Origin of the sequence: Robiginitomaculum antarcticum DSM 21748 (assembly GCF_000365025.1) — a bacterium.
Classification (GTDB): domain Bacteria; phylum Pseudomonadota; class Alphaproteobacteria; order Caulobacterales; family Maricaulaceae; genus Robiginitomaculum; species Robiginitomaculum antarcticum.
Genome location: NZ_KB823012.1, coordinates 358,340 through 374,343 on the forward strand (window position 1 = coordinate 358,340; position 16,004 = coordinate 374,343).

The window sequence follows — 16,004 nt, forward strand, 5'->3', positions numbered from 1 at the left end:
TTAATTCTCATCCAGCAAAGTGAAGCTGCACCCTATGCTTGGATATTCTAAATTATTGGAAATTTTCATGCAGGCTTGAACGAACTCTTCTCCGACTACATCATTTTTCACATTGCTTTCTTTGTATTCTTTACGCCAAGTGTAATTTTTTGATAGATCAGATTGCGCTTTTACACGTAATCCGAACTGGAAAATGACGCCAACATGATTGTAATATTGACAAATAGCGACGCCATACTCTTCGCTATATGGAAAATATTTTGAATGCGCTGTAACGGCTGTTATCGGAAATTGCCTTTGCACACGAGCTGCAGCGCCCTCTTGGTAAATTGGCCACTCTTGTGCAGCGCCGCTTTCAAAATCAGTGCGGGCCAGATCACCATCCGGGCAATTGTAAGTCTCTGCGCTAGCGGCATGTGTAAGGACAAATAATGTTATTAAAATTACAACTATGCGCATTTCTCATTCCCCCGCCTTTAAATAAATCTCTCCGCCTTTATCCCTAAATTTCGCGCTCATTTCGCCCATGCCTTCGATAATTTGCCCTTGGCTCATCTCAGACGCTTCGGGGTAGAGAGCGGCTTTTTCGTTATCGGACAGGCTGTCGGCGTAGTCGCGGACGTCCTGCGTGATCTTCATGCTGCAAAACTTAGGCCCGCACATGGAGCAGAAATGCGCGACTTTATGGGCATCTTTGGGCAGGGTTTGGTCGTGATAGTCTTTGGCGGTTTCGGGGTCCAGCGACAGGTTAAATTGATCTTCCCAGCGAAATTCAAAACGCGCGCGCGACAGCGCATCATCGCGAAGCTGCGCGGCGGGGTGACCCTTGGCCAGATCGGCGGCGTGGGCGGCGAGTTTATAGGTAATCACGCCGACTTTGACGTCGTCGCGATCCGGCAATCCCAAATGCTCTTTGGGCGTAACATAGCATAGCATGGACGTGCCGAACCAGCCAATCATGGCCGCGCCAATGCCCGATGTGATATGGTCATAGCCGGGCGCGATGTCTGTCGTTAACGGGCCAAGCGTGTAGAACGGGGCCTCGCCGCATTCGCGCAATTGCTTTTCCATATTGATTTTAATCTTATGCATCGGGACATGGCCCGGGCCTTCGATCATGACCTGACAGCCTTTTTTCCACGCGATTTGTGTTAGCTCGCCAAGGGTTTCCAGCTCTGCAAATTGCGCGCGGTCATTGGCGTCGGCAATCGCGCCGGGGCGCAATCCGTCACCGAGACTGAACGTGACGTCATAGGCGCGCATGATGTCGCAAATGTCCTCAAAGTGCGTGTAGAGGAAGCTCTCTTTGTGGTGGGATAGCATCCATTTAGCCATGATCGATCCGCCACGCGAGACAATGCCGCAGACGCGGTTGGCTGTCAGGTGAATATAGGCCAGACGCACGCCGGCATGGATGGTAAAATAATCCACGCCTTGCTCGCATTGCTCAATTAATGTGTCGCGGTAAATTTCCCATGTCAGCGCTTCGGCTTCGCCGTTCACTTTTTCCAGCGCTTGGTAAATCGGCACCGTGCCAATGGGGACGGGCGAGTTGCGGATGATCCATTCGCGGGTATTGTGGATATTGCGGCCCGTGGACAGGTCCATGACATTATCCGCGCCCCAGCGCGTCGCCCAGACCATTTTATCGACTTCTTCCTCAACGGAAGATGTGACGGCGGAATTGCCGATATTGGCGTTGATTTTCACGAGGAAATTACGGCCGATAATTTGCGGCTCCAGCTCGGGGTGGTTGATATTGGCGGGGACGACGGCGCGGCCCGCTGCGATCTCGCCTCTGACAAATTCCGGCGTGACGAAAGCGGGGATATGCGCGCCAAAGCTCTCTCCGGCATCGACGCGGGCCTGCGCGCCTGGAACGGCCTCGCGGCGGCCCAGATTTTCACGCTCGGCAATATAGATCATTTCCTTGGTAATAATGCCGGCCCGCGCAAATTCATATTGCGTCACCAAAGGTTGTCCCTGCGCGTTGACCGGCGGGTCGAGGTCCATGTCACAAGGCGAAGATGAAACTTGCGTTTTGCTGATACGCTCAACGCCGCGCAGAGGGTTATGGCGGGTCGGAAATTCACGGGCCAGATATTTGCCGCTCGCGCCGCCATTATCTTCAGGTTTGACGTGGCGGCCTTGATATTCCTCGACGCCGCCGCGCGCTTTCACCCACGCTGTACGCGGACGGGGTAGACCTTTTTCCACGTCAATCGTGACGTTACTATCGCTGTAAGGCCCGGAGGTGTCATAGACGGGCACGTCCGGCTCGTTGGCGCTCTCATGCAGGTGGACCAAGCGGTGCGGTACGCGCAGGGTCGGATCGGCCTGCGGCGCGGTATAGACTTTGGAGCTGTTGGGCAATCCGCCTTGTGTGACAACGGGCGTTTTAAATTCGGATTGGTCGGGGATCTGGTTCATGGCTACACTCGCTATTAGCGGGCGGTTTTCAGGCGCGGTATGGCCGCGTTGTCCGTCCTTCCGCCCATGTAAATGGGATCAAGTTCAAAGCGTGCTTCTCAGTCCTGTCGGACGCCGCTCGGATAATGCCTTTATGCGGTTAATTTACCCGTAGTGCAAGGCGGGGCTGCGTCTGTGAAAAAATATCTACCGCTCCAATCCCTTCCCCGCGCTCATACGCATATAGAACACTCTTAATTTGACTTGCGGGGACGAAGGATAGAGAGTTTTTATCCAAACGGGGAGATGACGAAAATATGGTATTTAGACTTATTTACGCCTCCAAAGCGGCCAAGGGCGTCGGAGAATCCGACTTTCGCGCCATCGCGATGTTCAGCGCGATCAGCAACCGCGCCCATGGCATAACCGGCCTGCTTTTGACTTATAATGATGAGATCATGCAGATTTTGGAAGGTGATGAGGCGCATGTCCGCGGCTTGTATACAAATATTCAAGCCGATAGCCGTCATCACAGCGTCACTTTGGTGCGCGAGCAAAACATAAAGTCTCCGGATTTTTCCGACTGGTCCATGGGCTACCGTCCGCTTGCCGCGCCGATCGATATGGATATTTTCTTTAAACTCACGCGCGACAGCTTGGCCAATGTTCTGGCGCTGACAGATGATCTTCAAGCGCCAACAGCAGATTTCGCCGATCGGGCCGGACTGGATTAGACCGGCTGCAATATGGCCGCTAGATGATAGGGATCCGGAACGCGTAATTTTACCACGTCAACAGAGCTGCCGGATGTGAATTTGACGGCCACAACGCGTGCGCCATTGACATAATCCAGCTTTGCCTCGCGGATATCTTTGCGCGCAATGTCGCGAAACTCACCGCTACTCTGATTGCCAAGTTCTAAAACGTCTGCGCTAACAATGACCTCGTCATAAGCAGAGAGGTTATATATAGACGCCGCTTTGATAATTGTCGCAGATTTTCGCTTTACCGTTTTGGGGATGAGCCGCAAAAACTGACGCACTATTGCGATAATTAATACGCCAATTGAAAGGTATAAAATCTTATCCGGTAAGGTGCCGTCTTGATAATAACTCCATCCGACGATTATGGCCCAGATGAAATACAGCCCCCAGATTGTCCTGTTGACGACCCGGGAGTCGACCCCCTGTGCGCCGGATAATTTGGCACGACATTCGTACAGCGGTGATGCGTCAGTCATTATACGGCTCCGTCACTGCGCGATACTGCCATAAGGCGGGTGTATCGGTAAAGAAATTTGTGTGACGTAGCCTTGCCGCCTGTCCTGTTTTGCCTAAACTGAACTCACATGACAGGAGCCGCCTCTATGTATATTCGGATTTTTGCTATTGCTCTGGCGATTGGGTTGACCGCTATACCCGTGACCAAAGTTTTAGCGTCTGATAATGACGAGCCGCGGCCTTATCACTCGACCCGGAATGCCAGCCAGGACGTCGAAGCCGCATTTGACCGCGCGGCGCTGCGCGGCACCCGCGTGCTGCTCGTTATGGGCGCCAATTGGTGCCATGACAGCCGCGGTTTGGCGGCGCGTTTGGAGCAGCCCGAATTTTCCAGCCTTATCGATCTGAATTATGAATTGGTCTATGTGGATGTCGGACAGAGAAACCGCAATATTGATATCGCCAAACGTTACGGTATTGAAAATATCGTCGGTACGCCGACGGTTCTGATCCTGACGTCTGACGGCGTATTGCTCAACCGTGATACCGCGCCGACATGGCGTGATGCGGCCAGCCGCACAGACGAAGAAACCCTGACCTATTTTACGGCATTTGCCTCCGGCGATATGATCGAAGAGCACGGCGCGCAGGAATAGCCTTATAGCTTACGCTGGTCTTCATCCTAAAACCGTATAGATTGATGCTCATATAGAGGAAGATATTATTATGTTCATGGGTCATTACGCACCGGCAGTCTGGGATACAAAACGCGGTCACGCGGTTCCGCTTATTCCGCTCTGGCTGGGGTTTTTAGCCGTCCAATTTATTGATATAATCTTTGCCAGTCTCGCCATATTCGGGGTTGAGGGCGCGGGAACTATGATAGGCGGCGTGCCGATCTTTGACATTCCATACTCCCACTCTCTGCTCAGCGCGCTCATTTTATCGATCATTGGCGCCGCGATATTTATGGCCATCGTAAAGCCCAGAAGCCGCAAAGCCTTTTTCGTATTTGCCCTGCTGATCTTTTCGCATTGGATACTCGATCTGGTCGTGCACCGTCCTGATCTGCCGCTTTATCCGGGCGGGGAGTTGATGCTGGGGTTTGGGGTTTGGAATTATCCGCTGGCGGCATTTGTGCTTGAAATGGGATTATTGCTGCTCGCCTTTGTCTTCTGGATGCACGTAACTGTGCCCATATCCAGAATCTTTTCGATCGCGCCATGGATATTATTCACCCTGATGGGCGCGCTGCAATATTTCGCTATCGTGATGCCGGGGTTGCAGGTTCAAAACGGAACATTTGATATGGCCGCCGCGCCGCAAGGGGTTTTTCTGGGGATCTCCGCACTATTGGTCTTTGCCTTTATTGCTGGCGCTGTGGCCGCGATCGAGCGCGGCCGGCCCAGCAAATTTAAACGCTAATTTCACCGCGCAGATAGGTCACGGCTTTGCCGGTCAACAGAACCCGATCCTCACTGACCTCCAAGGTTAAATGCCCTCCGCGTTTTGAGGCTTGATGCGCAGTTAATTCGGACTTGCCCAGACGCTGCGCCCAATAAGGCCCTAATGCGCAATGCGCGCTGCCTGTAACGGGGTCTTCGTCCAAATCAATAGCCGGAAAAAACATGCGTGACGTAAAATCATAATCTTCGTCACCGGGCGCGGTCAGGCCGACTCCGTGATCGCCCAGCGCCGCTATTGTGCGAAAATTTGGCTTAAAGTCGCGGACAGTGTGTGCGTCCCGGGTAACAATATAGATATTATCGCGCGCCGCAAAGCCGCCCTCTATTTCAATTGGAAAAGCCGATTTGATTGCGTCGGTAATCTCAATCTCGCGAAGCGCATAGGCCGGCGCGTCAAGGTGATAGCCTGTCTTATCATAGTTCACAGTTAGCGGCCCAATGGGGGCTTGAAGACGGAGCGGAAATTTCGCGCCCAATTCTGTACGCAGAATATGAGCTGCGGCCACAGTTGCATGGCCGCAAAACTCAATCTCGACCATTGGCGTAAACCACCGAATATACCATCCTTCGCTGCGCGGGACAACAAATGCGGTCTCGGATAAATTATTCTCCATCGCGATAGCCTGCATCATGTCAGTCATGGGGAAGGCCTCGCACGGAATGACGGCTGCGGGATTACCCTTAAAGAGGTCACTGGTGAAGGCGTCGGCTTGATATATGGGGAGTTCCATGGCTAATCCTGTCCGGGCGTGTGCGGATTGTCTGCCGCCTTGTGGTCTTTCATCCCTGCGCTGCGGCGCTGGGCCGGGTCGAGCGGTAGTCCCTTCATACCACGCGAGCGCAGCTCGGGCTTGGGCTTGACGGGTGCGTCTTTATCCGTCGGCGAAGCAGTTTTATTGCCCCGGCTGCGCAGTTTGAGTTCACGGCCTTTCATGACGGCTCCTTTGCCAAATTTGTCTCTGGCCTTGTCGCTGGCCCGCTCCGCTTGTGCGCGCTTTGCCGCCGCAGGGTCAAGCCAGTCCATGGCGTCGCCTGCAGGGGCCGTCAGGCCGGATATGCCCGCTCCGATGAGGCGGTAAGCCCCGCCTGTCGCTTCGGCGCGCAGCAGCGGCTCGCAGGTCTTAAAGATCACATCGGCCAATTGAGTCGGGCTGGACAAAGTCCTGCGCCGCGTAATGGATTTAAAATCTTTGGATTTAAGTTTTAGCGTCACCACAGTTCCGGCAATGCCAAGTGCCTTAGCGTGGTCGGCGGTTTTTTGCGCGACATACCATAATTTGTCGAGAAGCTGATCGGGATCGGAAATATCAGTGTTAAAGGTCGTCTCCGCACTACAGCTTTTGCGCTCGCTATCGACTTTGACCGGGCGGTTATCCTCGGCCCGTGACAGTCGCGCCAGACGCAGCCCGCCTTCGCCAAATTTGGTTGCCATCGCCTTGTCGCCCATGCGCCGGATGTCCGCGATGGTGTATAGGCCCGACTTGTTCAGGCTCCGGGCAAAACTCGGCCCGACGCCAAAGATAAATTGCACAGGTTTATCGGCCAGAAAGTCCAGCGCCTCGGCCTGTCCGATCATAGCAAAACCGTTGGGTTTATCCAGATCGCTGGCCGTTTTGGCGAGAAATTTGTTACAAGACAGGCCGACGCTCACAGTAACGCCAATCTCGTCCAGCACCCGTTTTTGGAGGCGCATGAGCATTACCGCAGGCGGCGCGCTATGCAGGCGCTGGGTCCCGGTAAGGTCGAGAAAGGCCTCGTCAATGGAGAGAGGCTGCACCAGAGGGGTCAGGTCGCTCATCATCGCTTTGATGCGGCGGCCCTCGGCCGAATATTTGCCGTGATTGCCGCGAATGACAACGGCATGGGGGCAAAGCTTGAGGGCTTTAAACATGGGCATGGCGCTGCGCACACCGTAAACACGGGCATTATAGCAGGCCGCCGCCACGACGCCGCGCTTGCCGCCGCCGACAATAACGGGGTGATCGGCCAGCTTAGGATTGTCGCGCTTCTCAACAGAGCAGAAAAAGGCATCGCAATCGACATGGGCGATAGACAGGCTGTCAATTTCCGCGTGCCGGATTTGGCGCTGTGAGCCGCAGTGCGGGCAGGGGCCGGCCTGTGCCAGCAGCGCTTCGCAATCGCGGCAATATCCTTTTAACTCTGCCACAAATAGCCCTTTATCCTTTTAGACACTATGATGCGTTTAGACTCTATTATAATGTTCGTGCTATGTTCTGTAAACGAAGTGTTACGACCGAACTCACCGTTGATTAATGATATTCGGGTAAAACACAGTCAATCAAGGCAGGCGTTAAAAAAATGCCGCGAAACTGGTGGATAGGTGATAATGTTGCAAATTATGCCCAAAAAAGTGCTGATTGTCGAAGATAACGAGCTGAATTTGAAGCTCTTCAACGATCTGCTTCATTCTCATGGCTATGAGACATGCCAGACCCGTGAGGGTCTGAAAGCGATTGAGCTGGCCAAAACTTATAAGCCCGATTTGATATTGATGGACATTCAGCTTCCGGGCGTGTCGGGACTGGAAGTCACCAAATGGATCAAAAACGATAAAACAACCAAAGACATCCCCGTCATCGCGGTCACGGCCTTTGCGATGAAGGGTGATGAGAAACGCATTCGCGACGGGGGCTGTCAGGGCTATATCAGCAAACCGATCAGCGTGACGGGCTTTCTGTCGACCATCCGTAAATTTGTCCGATAGGGGGCGCGCGCAATGAGTTCGCGTATCCTGATCGTTGACGATCTTGTTCCGAATCTGAATCTGCTTGAGGTGAAACTCGCCGCCGAATATTACGATGTCGTTCGGGCCACAAACGGCCTTGATGCTCTAAAAATTGCGCGGTCTGAAAATGTTGACCTTATCCTGCTTGATGCCATTATGCCGGGCCTAAACGGGTTTGAAACCTGCGCTCAGCTTAAGACTGATCCAGCGACGTGGCACATTCCGGTGGTGATGGTGACGGCACTGGAAGAGACGCGCAACCGCATTCGCGGGCTTGAGGCCGGCGCTGATGATTTCGTTACAAAGCCGATTGATGAATTTAACCTGATGGCACGCGTCCGCTCACTTCTGCGGCTTAAAATGGTCACAGACCAGTTGATGAGTCATACAACGGACTCCGCGCCATCGCGCGATCTGATTGACCATCTCTCGCGCAAACGCGGTAATGTTCTGATTGTCGATGATCAACAAAATAGCGCCGCACGCATTGAAAACGTTTTGGGCGACAGCCACAATATTACTGCGCAAAATGATCCGAAAGAGGCGATTATCGCGGCCACGCGAAATGTCGATCTGCTGATTGTCAGCCTAACCAGTGAAGCCTTTGACGGGCTGCGCCTGTGCGCGCGCCTTCGGTCCGATCCGCGCACGCAGGATCTGCCGATCCTCGCTATTACCGAAATGGCTGACGAAGACATTATGGTGCGCGCCTATGATACGGGCATTAACGACACCGTCATGCGCCCGATTGAAGCCGGAGAGCTTCAGGCCCGCGTCAACACACAATTAAAACGCAAATTTTATGCCGACAGCCTGCGCGATGATTTTCATGAAAATCTGGAAATGGTCATTTCTGACCCGCTAACGGGACTGGGTAATCGTCGGTTTTTCGACCGCTCCGTTGGCCCGCTCTTAGAAGGCGTAACCTATGGCCGGACATTCTCGCTCGTCGTGTTTGATGTCGATCATTTTAAACGGGTCAATGATATTTTGGGTCATGATGTGGGCGATGATGTGCTTAAAGAAATTGCAGCACGGCTTGTGACCAATATGCGCGCCATTGATATTGTCAGCCGCTATGGCGGCGAAGAATTTCTTATCGCTATGCCCGGCGCGACGGCTGATGAGGCGACGGCTGCGGCCGACCGCATACGCGGACTGATCTCCGGCACGCCAATATTTATTGATGGGGCGGCGCTAAAAGTGTCTGTCAGTGCGGGAATTGCCGAAGCTCAAAAAGGCGAGAAAGTGCGCGAAATATTCAAGCGCGCCGATGACGCCCTTTATGCGGCCAAAAAGGCGGGCCGAGATCAGGTTATGCAGTCACAGGTCAAAGTCGCAGCATAAGCCCGGACGAAGCGCGTTTAAAATAAAATCTTTCCAAAGAAAAACCCTCCACAATGGGAGGGCCATTCAGCATTAAATAGCGTGAAAGCGCTATTTAATCTTGCCTTCTTTGAAATCGACATGTTTGCGCGCAACGGGATCATATTTACGTTTGACCAATTTTTCGGTCATTGTGCGTGCGTTCTTTTTTGTCACATAGAAAAAACCGGTATCAGCGGTTGAATTCAGACGGATTTTAACTGTGGTAGGCTTAGCCATAACCAATGCCCCTGCTGGGATGAATGAAAGCGCGGAACATAGGCATAGGGGGCGTGATGTCAACCTGACTCTAACACCTGAAATCAGGTTTTTGCACTGCCGGGATACGCATCGTATTTAAAGCCGCCCCGATGCCAGCGTGAAAACGGGACGCGCGCGGGCGGGGCGTCAGCCTTCAGATATTTACGCAGCTCGCCAATCATGGCTTCGGTAATGACATGCATTTTAAGCGCGTCCGCCGTGGCCAGCGGCGCCCACCTGATATCGAGTAGTTCAACACTGTCAGAAACCGGCTGGGCGGCTTCGGCGTCTGTTAGATGAGTATGGAAAAACCATGTGTCAAATCGTTTGGGACGATAAGGCGGCGTCGTGGCCCGGCCAAATACGGACAGACGGTTAATAGATGGCAGATAGCCCGCTTTGTGAAAGCCGTCCCAGCCCGGATCGTTCATATTGCGCGGCGAGGGTGCTCTATGTCCGATAATCAGTCCCGTTTCCTCAAAGGTTTCGCGAAGCCCCGCAAGGAGACAGGCGCGTACCCGCGCGGGCGGCAGGGCCGCGCCCAATATGCGCGCTGTGCGGCGGTCAATCTCTCCGCAATAGGGCGCAAAGCTGTCTGCGCGGTCAACGCGTCCGCCGGGATAGACGAACACTTCGGGCATGAAATCATGTTTGCGCGAGCGGTAGCCGAGCAAAACCTCTTCCGCGCCTTTTTCGCCGCGTGTGATCACGACGGTAGAGGCCAGAAACGGGCGCGCCGCGCGGGTCATCATATCCCGTTTGCTGCGATCCTTATCGCTGACCTGGGCACGTTTGTCATGAATCCACTTTTTCACGATCGCGCTTAGGGCCGCTCTTGTCCGGCGGAGCGTTTTTTAGCGTCGGCTTGTTTGCGTTTATGTTTAGGAACGGTTTTCTTTTTGGTCTTCTTTCGCGGCTGGCTCTGCCCCGCCGGACTTTTGCTGCCGCCTCCTTTTTTAGCTTCGCCGCGTCGCCGCTGCCCGCCGCGTTTACCCCGTCCGGGCTTGCCGGGCGTTGGCTCGGTGACCATGTCAAAAATCATGCCGCCGCTGATCGGCGTTGCTTCGACGAGTTCCACGACGACGCGCTGACCGAAATTATAAGTGCCGCCGGTACGCTCTCCGATCAGGGCGCGGGCGCGGTCATCAAAGCGGAAATATTCATTGCCCAGATTGCGGATCGGGACAAGGCCGTCCGCGCCGGTATCGTCCAGCGCTACAAACAGGCCAATGCCCGTCACGCCGGTAATCCGCGCGCCGAATTTCGCGCCCACACGGTCAGCTAAATGCGCGGCAATATAGCGGTCTGTCGCGTCACGCTCAGCGGCCATGGCTGTGCGCTCGGTCGTGCTGATATGCTCCGATATTTCCTGCAGGCGCGAGATTTCCTGATCCGTTAGCCCGTCATCACCCAAATTAAAGGCGCGGATGAGCGCGCGGTGGACGATCAAATCAGCATAGCGGCGAATGGGGGATGTGAAATGCGCATAATGTGACAGAGTCAGGCCGAAATGCCCGCCATTATCGGGGCTATAAATAGCTTGGCTCTGGCTACGCAGCACGGCCATGCCAACAATCTCCGACAGATCGCGATCTTTAGCGGCGCGCAGGAGTTTGTTAAACCGTGTCGGCGTCGCTTTCTCGCCTAATGCCCATTTCATTTTTACGACAGGCAAAAAGTCCGACAGGCTTTGCAGCTTCTCACGGCTTGGCTCGTCATGGACGCGAAAGACCAGATCCGCCTTCTCCGCAGTCAGCGCTTTGGCCGCCGCAACATTGGCCTGTATCATGAATTCTTCGACCAATTTATGCGCGTCGAAGCGCTCGCGCACTTCAATGGCTGTGACCTCGCCATTATCGCCGATACGCACGCGGCGCTCGGGCATATCAATCTCCAGCGGGCCGCGGCGTTCGCGCGACGCGCGCAGCGCCTTGTAGGCGGCGTAAAGCGCTTGCAACTCCGGCACGACTTCGGCAGCCGCCTCGTGCTCGCGGCCTTCGAAAACCTCTTGGGCTTGCGCGTAGGTGAGGCGCGCGCGGCTACGCATTAATCCGCGCTCAAATTTATATCCGGAGAGGCTACCATCATTGGCAAAGGACAGCCGCACCGCCATGCAGGCCCGGTCTTCATTTGGCCGCAGCGAGCACATATCCGATGACAGGGCGTGGGGGAGCATGGGCTCGACGCGATCGGGCAGATAGACGCTATTGCCCTTCTTAAAGGCGGTTGCGTCCAGCGCGCTACCCGGCGTGACATAGGCCGCAACATCAGCGATAGCGACCCATGCCGTGAAACCTTTGCCATTCTCATTGGGCATCGCGCAAATGGCGTCATCGAAATCTTTGGCGTCTTCGGGGTCAATGGTCAAAAGCGGGAGATGGCGCAAATCTTTGCGCGCGCCGCCGACTTTGGGAATAGTGGCTGCCGCCGCTTCTTCCTCAGCCTCTTCGGGAAAGCCCAGGGGGATATTATGCTCGTGCAGCGAGATCAGACTGGCCGCTTTGGGATCGTCAATTGTGCCGACGACCTCAACAATACGCGCCGGCTTTAGTTCGCTACGCGATGTCTTGCGTCCGCTGGGTAGAGTTTCGAACAGCACAAGGTCTTTGGGTTTTAGCTTTGGATCTTCGGTGGCCAGCACAAATTCATGGCGCTCACGTTTAGACACCGCTTTGATCCGCATGCCTCTGCCGGATTGCACAATAACGCCGAGCTGGCGCTGCGGCGCGCGGCCGATAACGCGGATAACTTCGGCGCGCGGCGGGCTGGCGTTAAAATCTATGCGGCACAGGGCGCGGCCTCCCACGCCTAATTTAGCGCCTTCTTTGCCGCGCGTCTTCTCATAGACGATAAATTCCGGCGTTTTGCCATTGCCTTTAACTGCGGCGGGCGAGCCAATCATGTCGCCATCATCGTCGATACGGTCAATGTGAAGGATCGTAACTTCGGGCACGTCACCGGACAGGCGGTATGTACGACGGTCCGATTTCACAATCTCGCCGCGCTGCTCCATATCGCGCAATATCATACGCAGCTCGCGGCGCTGCTCTGCGCTGGCATCGATGATTTTGCTGATCTCACGCTTGCCTAAACGGTCAGGCTGCTCGCCAATCGCTTTTAAAATGTCTTTGCGGTTTATATCCATAGGCGCTTCATACGGGGTATCGCCGCAAAAGGGCAGGGGGTATTGCTGCGTTATTTTGAAAGCGGGTCAGACGTGTTAAATGAAAATTGAGTTTGTAATAAGTCTGTCAAACTTTTCGTTTTACTGAACCGCCTAGATCTAGCGGATTACTCTCTTTTTATTCGCTCGATCTCTTGCCTAACGGCCTATGTTCAAGGTCTTGATGATGGGGCTGTTGTGTTGCGGGCAATAAATGAACGAGGGTAAGATTAGGCGGCAATGATGACTGACCTGTTTCTGACAAATAGGCACTAATTGCATCTTGGTCAATTAATACTTGCCCGCTGCCCGCCCAATGTCGGTCTGCATTATTCTTTTTAACACCTGAAATCCAATAATCTTCACCCGACTCAATATCGAAGTAATTCCCACCGATACCGCTTCCTTTTGAGCTTTGGAAGGCTTTTCCATTTGAATAAATAGTTGCGCCTGATTTAGACGTCGTCGCAAGTCCAATCCAAGCTGGACCATTGTCCGAATGGCCCGATTTCAGCTCAACATATATAAGTCTATTTTTCATGTCTTTTACAAACATGAAAAACGGCTTTGCTCAATGCTTAAGCTGAAAGATAGGACTACGCCTTTGCTGCCGGTTTATTCTTAGAAGCCGGTTTTTTCTTTGCGGCGGGCTTTTTTCTCACCGCTGGTTTTTTCTTAGCGGCAGGCTTTTTCTTGGCCGCCGGCTTCTTTTTCTTGCCGCCTTTGGCTTCTTTTTCCGCGATATATTCCAGCGCCATGTCGATATTTATATCCTCGACATTGGTGCCTTTGGGGATGGTCGCGTTGACTTTCTCATATTTGACATAAGCCCCGTAGCGACCGTCCATAATCTTGATCGGCTTTTCGGTCGTGGGGTGCATGCCAAGATCTTTGAGCACGGTTCCGCCATTGCGCCCCCGTCCCGGATTGGCGCGCTTTTCGGCAAGCATAACCACGGCGCGGTTCAGGCCTATTTCAAACATTTCTTCAATAGTAGGCAGGTTCACATAGGTCCCGGCATGAAGAATATAAGGTCCGAAGCGTCCCAGATTGCCCGCGATTTTCTTACCGTCCTCGGGATGGTCGCCGACATGACGGGGCAGGTCGACAAGCTGTATCGCCTTTTCCAAATCAATAGACTCAACCGGCCATGTTTTCGGGATGCCTGTGTTTTTAGGTTTTGGCTCTCTGGCGATTTGCACATAAGGGCCAAAGCGGCCATTTTTGAGGAAAATATCTTCGCCGGATTCGGGATGCTGACCGAGCAGCTTGTCTTCCACCGCTGCGGCTTCGGCCTCTGCGCCCTGTCCAAACGGACGGGTGAATTTACATTCGGGATAGTTGGAGCAGCCGACAAATGAGCCGAATTTGCCCAGTTTCAATGAGAGCTGTCCGTCATCACAGTTCGGGCATTTCCGCGGATCAGTGCCGTCTTCTTTATCCGGAAAGACCAATGTTCGTAGTGAGTCGTTAAGCGCGTCCAGAACATGTGTGACGCGAAGTTCGCTTGTTTGCTCAATCGCGGCCGCAAATTGCGTCCAGAAATCGCGCAGCATGACTTTCCAGTCCAGATCGCCCGCTGAGACCTTATCAAGGCGCTCTTCTACGTCCGCCGTATAGTCATATTGGACATATTTTGGGAAGAAGTTCTCAAGAAATGACGTGACCAAGCGGCCTTTATCATCCGGGGTGAAACGGCGCTTGTCCAAAACGACATAGCCGCGGTCCTGCAAAACTTTCAGGATGGACGCATAGGTTGACGGACGGCCAATGCCCAGCTCTTCCATTTTTTTGACGAGGCTGGCTTCGGAGTAACGGGGCGGCGGCTGTGTGAAATGCTGCTCGGGTGTGGCTTTATCGAGCGTCAGCGCATCACCGGCCGCAACGGCTGGCAAGGTGGCGTCATTTTCTTTTTCATCGGATGCGGATTTGCTTTCCTCGTAAAGCGAGAGAAAGCCGTCAAATCGGATAACTGTGCCGGATGTGCGCAGGCCGACGGTTTTGGCGGCGTCCGCCATTTCAATTGTGGTGCGCTCCAATTTCGCGCTCGCCATCTGGCTGGCCATAGCGCGTTTATAGATCAGCGCGTAGAGCTTCTCCATATCGCCGGACAGCTTCAGGCTCTCCGGGGTGCGGGTAAACTCTGTCGGGCGAATAGCTTCATGCGCCTCTTGCGCGTTTTTGGCTTTGGATGTGTAAACCCTCGCCTTGGCCGGAAGATAGCTCTGTCCGTATTTTGATCCGATTTGTGTGCGACAGGCCGTAATCGCTTCGCCGACCATAGAAACGCCGTCCGTCCGCATATAGGTGATCAGGCCCGTCGTCTCACCGCCAAGATTAACGCCCTCATAAAGTTTTTGCGCGGTTTGCATCGTGCGCGTTGCGCTAAACCCCAGCTTGCGCGAGGCATCTTGCTGCAATGTTGATGTCGTGAAGGGCGCGGGCGGATTGCGTTTAAGCGGTTTAGCCTCAACGGATGTAACGGAAAAACTTTTCGCGGCATTTACCGTCGCCATTGCTGCGTCGGAATCGGCTTGACTGGAGATAGAAAATTTGTCGAGTTTGTCGCCGTTCAAGGTTGTGAGCTTGGCCGCAAATGCGCCTTTGGCGCTGCCCATCATCGCGTCGACAGTCCAGAACTCTTTCGGATCAAAGGCTTCGATCTCGGTTTCGCGCTCACAGATCAGACGGAGCGAAACGGATTGCACGCGGCCCGCACTGCGCGCGCCCGGCAGCTTGCGCCACAGCACCGGCGAAAGATTAAAACCGACAAGGTAATCGAGCGCGCGGCGCGCCAGATAGGCTTCGACCAGTTCCATGTCCAGATCGCGCGGGTTTGCAATCGCTTCGGTGACGGATTTTTTGGTGATCGCGTTAAAGACCACGCGCTGGATATCTTTACCCTTAAGCGCTTTTTTCTTAGTCAGGACTTCGAGCAAGTGCCAGCTAATGGCTTCGCCTTCTCTGTCCGGGTCGGTCGCGAGGATAAGGCGGTCAGCGCTTTTTAGCGCGGTTTCGATATCTTTGATCCGGGCGCGGGCGCGGGTGTCGATGGCCCAGCTCATGGCAAAATCGTTATCGGGGTCGACCGATCCGTTTTTCGACGGTAGATCGCGAACATGACCGAAACTGGCTAAGACCTTATAATCTTTGCCGAGATATTTCTCGATGGTTTTCGCCTTGGCCGGCGATTCAACTACAACAACGTTCATAAACGGATTTTCCAACATTATGGGCAGGTTGCCCTTGAAAGCGCGCCATACCTGACCGAGCGTCAATATAATGTCAACGCCAAGCGCTGGCATAAAATATAAGGCAAGTATTGACTTAAATTATAAGGCGTATATTTTAAATAACACTATTAACGTGCATGA

At 53.8% G+C, this 16,004-nt stretch carries 15 protein-coding genes; 5 read left to right on the forward strand and 10 right to left on the reverse strand.

Features of this window, described 5'->3' with window-relative positions:
- The gene (locus tag H142_RS0108635) at positions 1 to 459 is read right to left on the reverse strand and encodes a hypothetical protein (RefSeq protein ID WP_017931726.1); all 459 of its coding nucleotides are present in this window, start codon (positions 457 to 459) and stop codon (positions 1 to 3) included.
- Between the two features lie 3 nt (positions 460 to 462).
- On the reverse strand, positions 463 to 2,430 hold the full coding sequence (thiC, locus tag H142_RS0108640) for a phosphomethylpyrimidine synthase ThiC (protein ID WP_017931727.1): 1,968 nt from the start codon (positions 2,428 to 2,430) through the stop codon (positions 463 to 465).
- 296 nt (positions 2,431 to 2,726) lie between these two features.
- Between thiC and H142_RS15020 the strand changes: the two genes are divergently transcribed.
- Positions 2,727 to 3,143, forward strand: coding sequence for a BLUF domain-containing protein (locus tag H142_RS15020; RefSeq protein WP_017931728.1), 417 nt, complete (start codon positions 2,727 to 2,729; stop codon positions 3,141 to 3,143).
- Here the strand turns inward: H142_RS15020 and H142_RS0108650 are convergent.
- The gene (locus tag H142_RS0108650; protein WP_017931729.1) at positions 3,140 to 3,649 is read right to left on the reverse strand and encodes a hypothetical protein; all 510 of its coding nucleotides are present in this window, start codon (positions 3,647 to 3,649) and stop codon (positions 3,140 to 3,142) included. The genes H142_RS15020 and H142_RS0108650 overlap by 4 nt on opposite strands.
- Before the next feature lie 126 nt (positions 3,650 to 3,775).
- On the opposite strand from H142_RS0108650, the gene H142_RS15025 reads away from it, so the two are divergent.
- The gene (locus H142_RS15025; RefSeq protein WP_017931730.1) at positions 3,776 to 4,285 is read left to right on the forward strand and encodes a thioredoxin family protein; all 510 of its coding nucleotides are present in this window, start codon (positions 3,776 to 3,778) and stop codon (positions 4,283 to 4,285) included.
- A gap of 70 nt (positions 4,286 to 4,355) precedes the next feature.
- The gene (locus tag H142_RS15030) at positions 4,356 to 5,054 is read left to right on the forward strand and encodes a hypothetical protein (protein ID WP_017931731.1); all 699 of its coding nucleotides are present in this window, start codon (positions 4,356 to 4,358) and stop codon (positions 5,052 to 5,054) included.
- Here H142_RS15030 and H142_RS0108665 read toward each other — a convergent pair.
- The gene (locus H142_RS0108665) at positions 5,044 to 5,826 is read right to left on the reverse strand and encodes a PhzF family phenazine biosynthesis protein (RefSeq protein WP_017931732.1); all 783 of its coding nucleotides are present in this window, start codon (positions 5,824 to 5,826) and stop codon (positions 5,044 to 5,046) included. The two genes, H142_RS15030 and H142_RS0108665, sit on opposite strands and share 11 nt — an antisense overlap.
- 2 nt (positions 5,827 to 5,828) lie before the next feature.
- Entirely contained in the window at positions 5,829 to 7,262 is a 1,434-nt protein-coding gene (locus tag H142_RS0108670; protein ID WP_017931733.1) for a DNA polymerase IV, read from the reverse strand.
- Between the two features lie 180 nt (positions 7,263 to 7,442).
- Here H142_RS0108670 and H142_RS0108675 point away from each other — a divergent pair, with 180 nt between their 5' ends.
- Together H142_RS0108675 and H142_RS0108680 are read left to right on the forward strand one after the other, a co-directional pair.
- The gene (locus tag H142_RS0108675; protein WP_017931734.1) at positions 7,443 to 7,820 is read left to right on the forward strand and encodes a response regulator; all 378 of its coding nucleotides are present in this window, start codon (positions 7,443 to 7,445) and stop codon (positions 7,818 to 7,820) included.
- Positions 7,821 to 7,832: 12 nt separating this feature from the next.
- Positions 7,833 to 9,188 carry a PleD family two-component system response regulator gene (locus tag H142_RS0108680; protein WP_017931735.1) on the forward strand — a complete coding sequence of 452 codons (1,356 nt, stop codon included), beginning with the start codon at positions 7,833 to 7,835 and terminating at the stop codon, positions 9,186 to 9,188.
- A 90-nt stretch (positions 9,189 to 9,278) separates the two neighbouring features.
- Here the strand turns inward: H142_RS0108680 and rpmG are convergent, their stop codons facing one another.
- The 5 genes from rpmG to topA all read right to left on the reverse strand — a co-directional run bounded on the left by rpmG (position 9,279) and on the right by topA (position 15,842).
- Positions 9,279 to 9,446 (reverse strand): 50S ribosomal protein L33, encoded by a 168-nt coding sequence (gene rpmG / locus H142_RS0108685; protein ID WP_017931736.1) that lies wholly within the window; start codon positions 9,444 to 9,446, stop codon positions 9,279 to 9,281.
- A gap of 83 nt (positions 9,447 to 9,529) precedes the next feature.
- Complete coding sequence (locus H142_RS15035; protein WP_017931737.1) at positions 9,530 to 10,282, reverse strand: NUDIX hydrolase; 753 nt, start codon at positions 10,280 to 10,282, stop codon at positions 9,530 to 9,532.
- Between the two features lie 8 nt (positions 10,283 to 10,290).
- Positions 10,291 to 12,612, reverse strand: a complete 2,322-nt coding sequence (gene rnr, locus H142_RS15040; RefSeq protein WP_017931738.1) for a ribonuclease R — start codon at positions 12,610 to 12,612, stop codon at positions 10,291 to 10,293.
- Positions 12,613 to 12,769: 157 nt separating this feature from the next.
- Positions 12,770 to 13,186: a hypothetical protein gene (locus H142_RS0108700; protein ID WP_017931739.1), complete on the reverse strand. Its 417-nt coding sequence runs from the start codon at positions 13,184 to 13,186 to the stop codon at positions 12,770 to 12,772.
- A gap of 40 nt (positions 13,187 to 13,226) precedes the next feature.
- Positions 13,227 to 15,842, reverse strand: a complete 2,616-nt coding sequence (gene topA / locus H142_RS0108705) for a type I DNA topoisomerase (protein WP_026147909.1) — start codon at positions 15,840 to 15,842, stop codon at positions 13,227 to 13,229.
- Positions 15,843 to 16,004 lie beyond the last annotated feature (162 nt).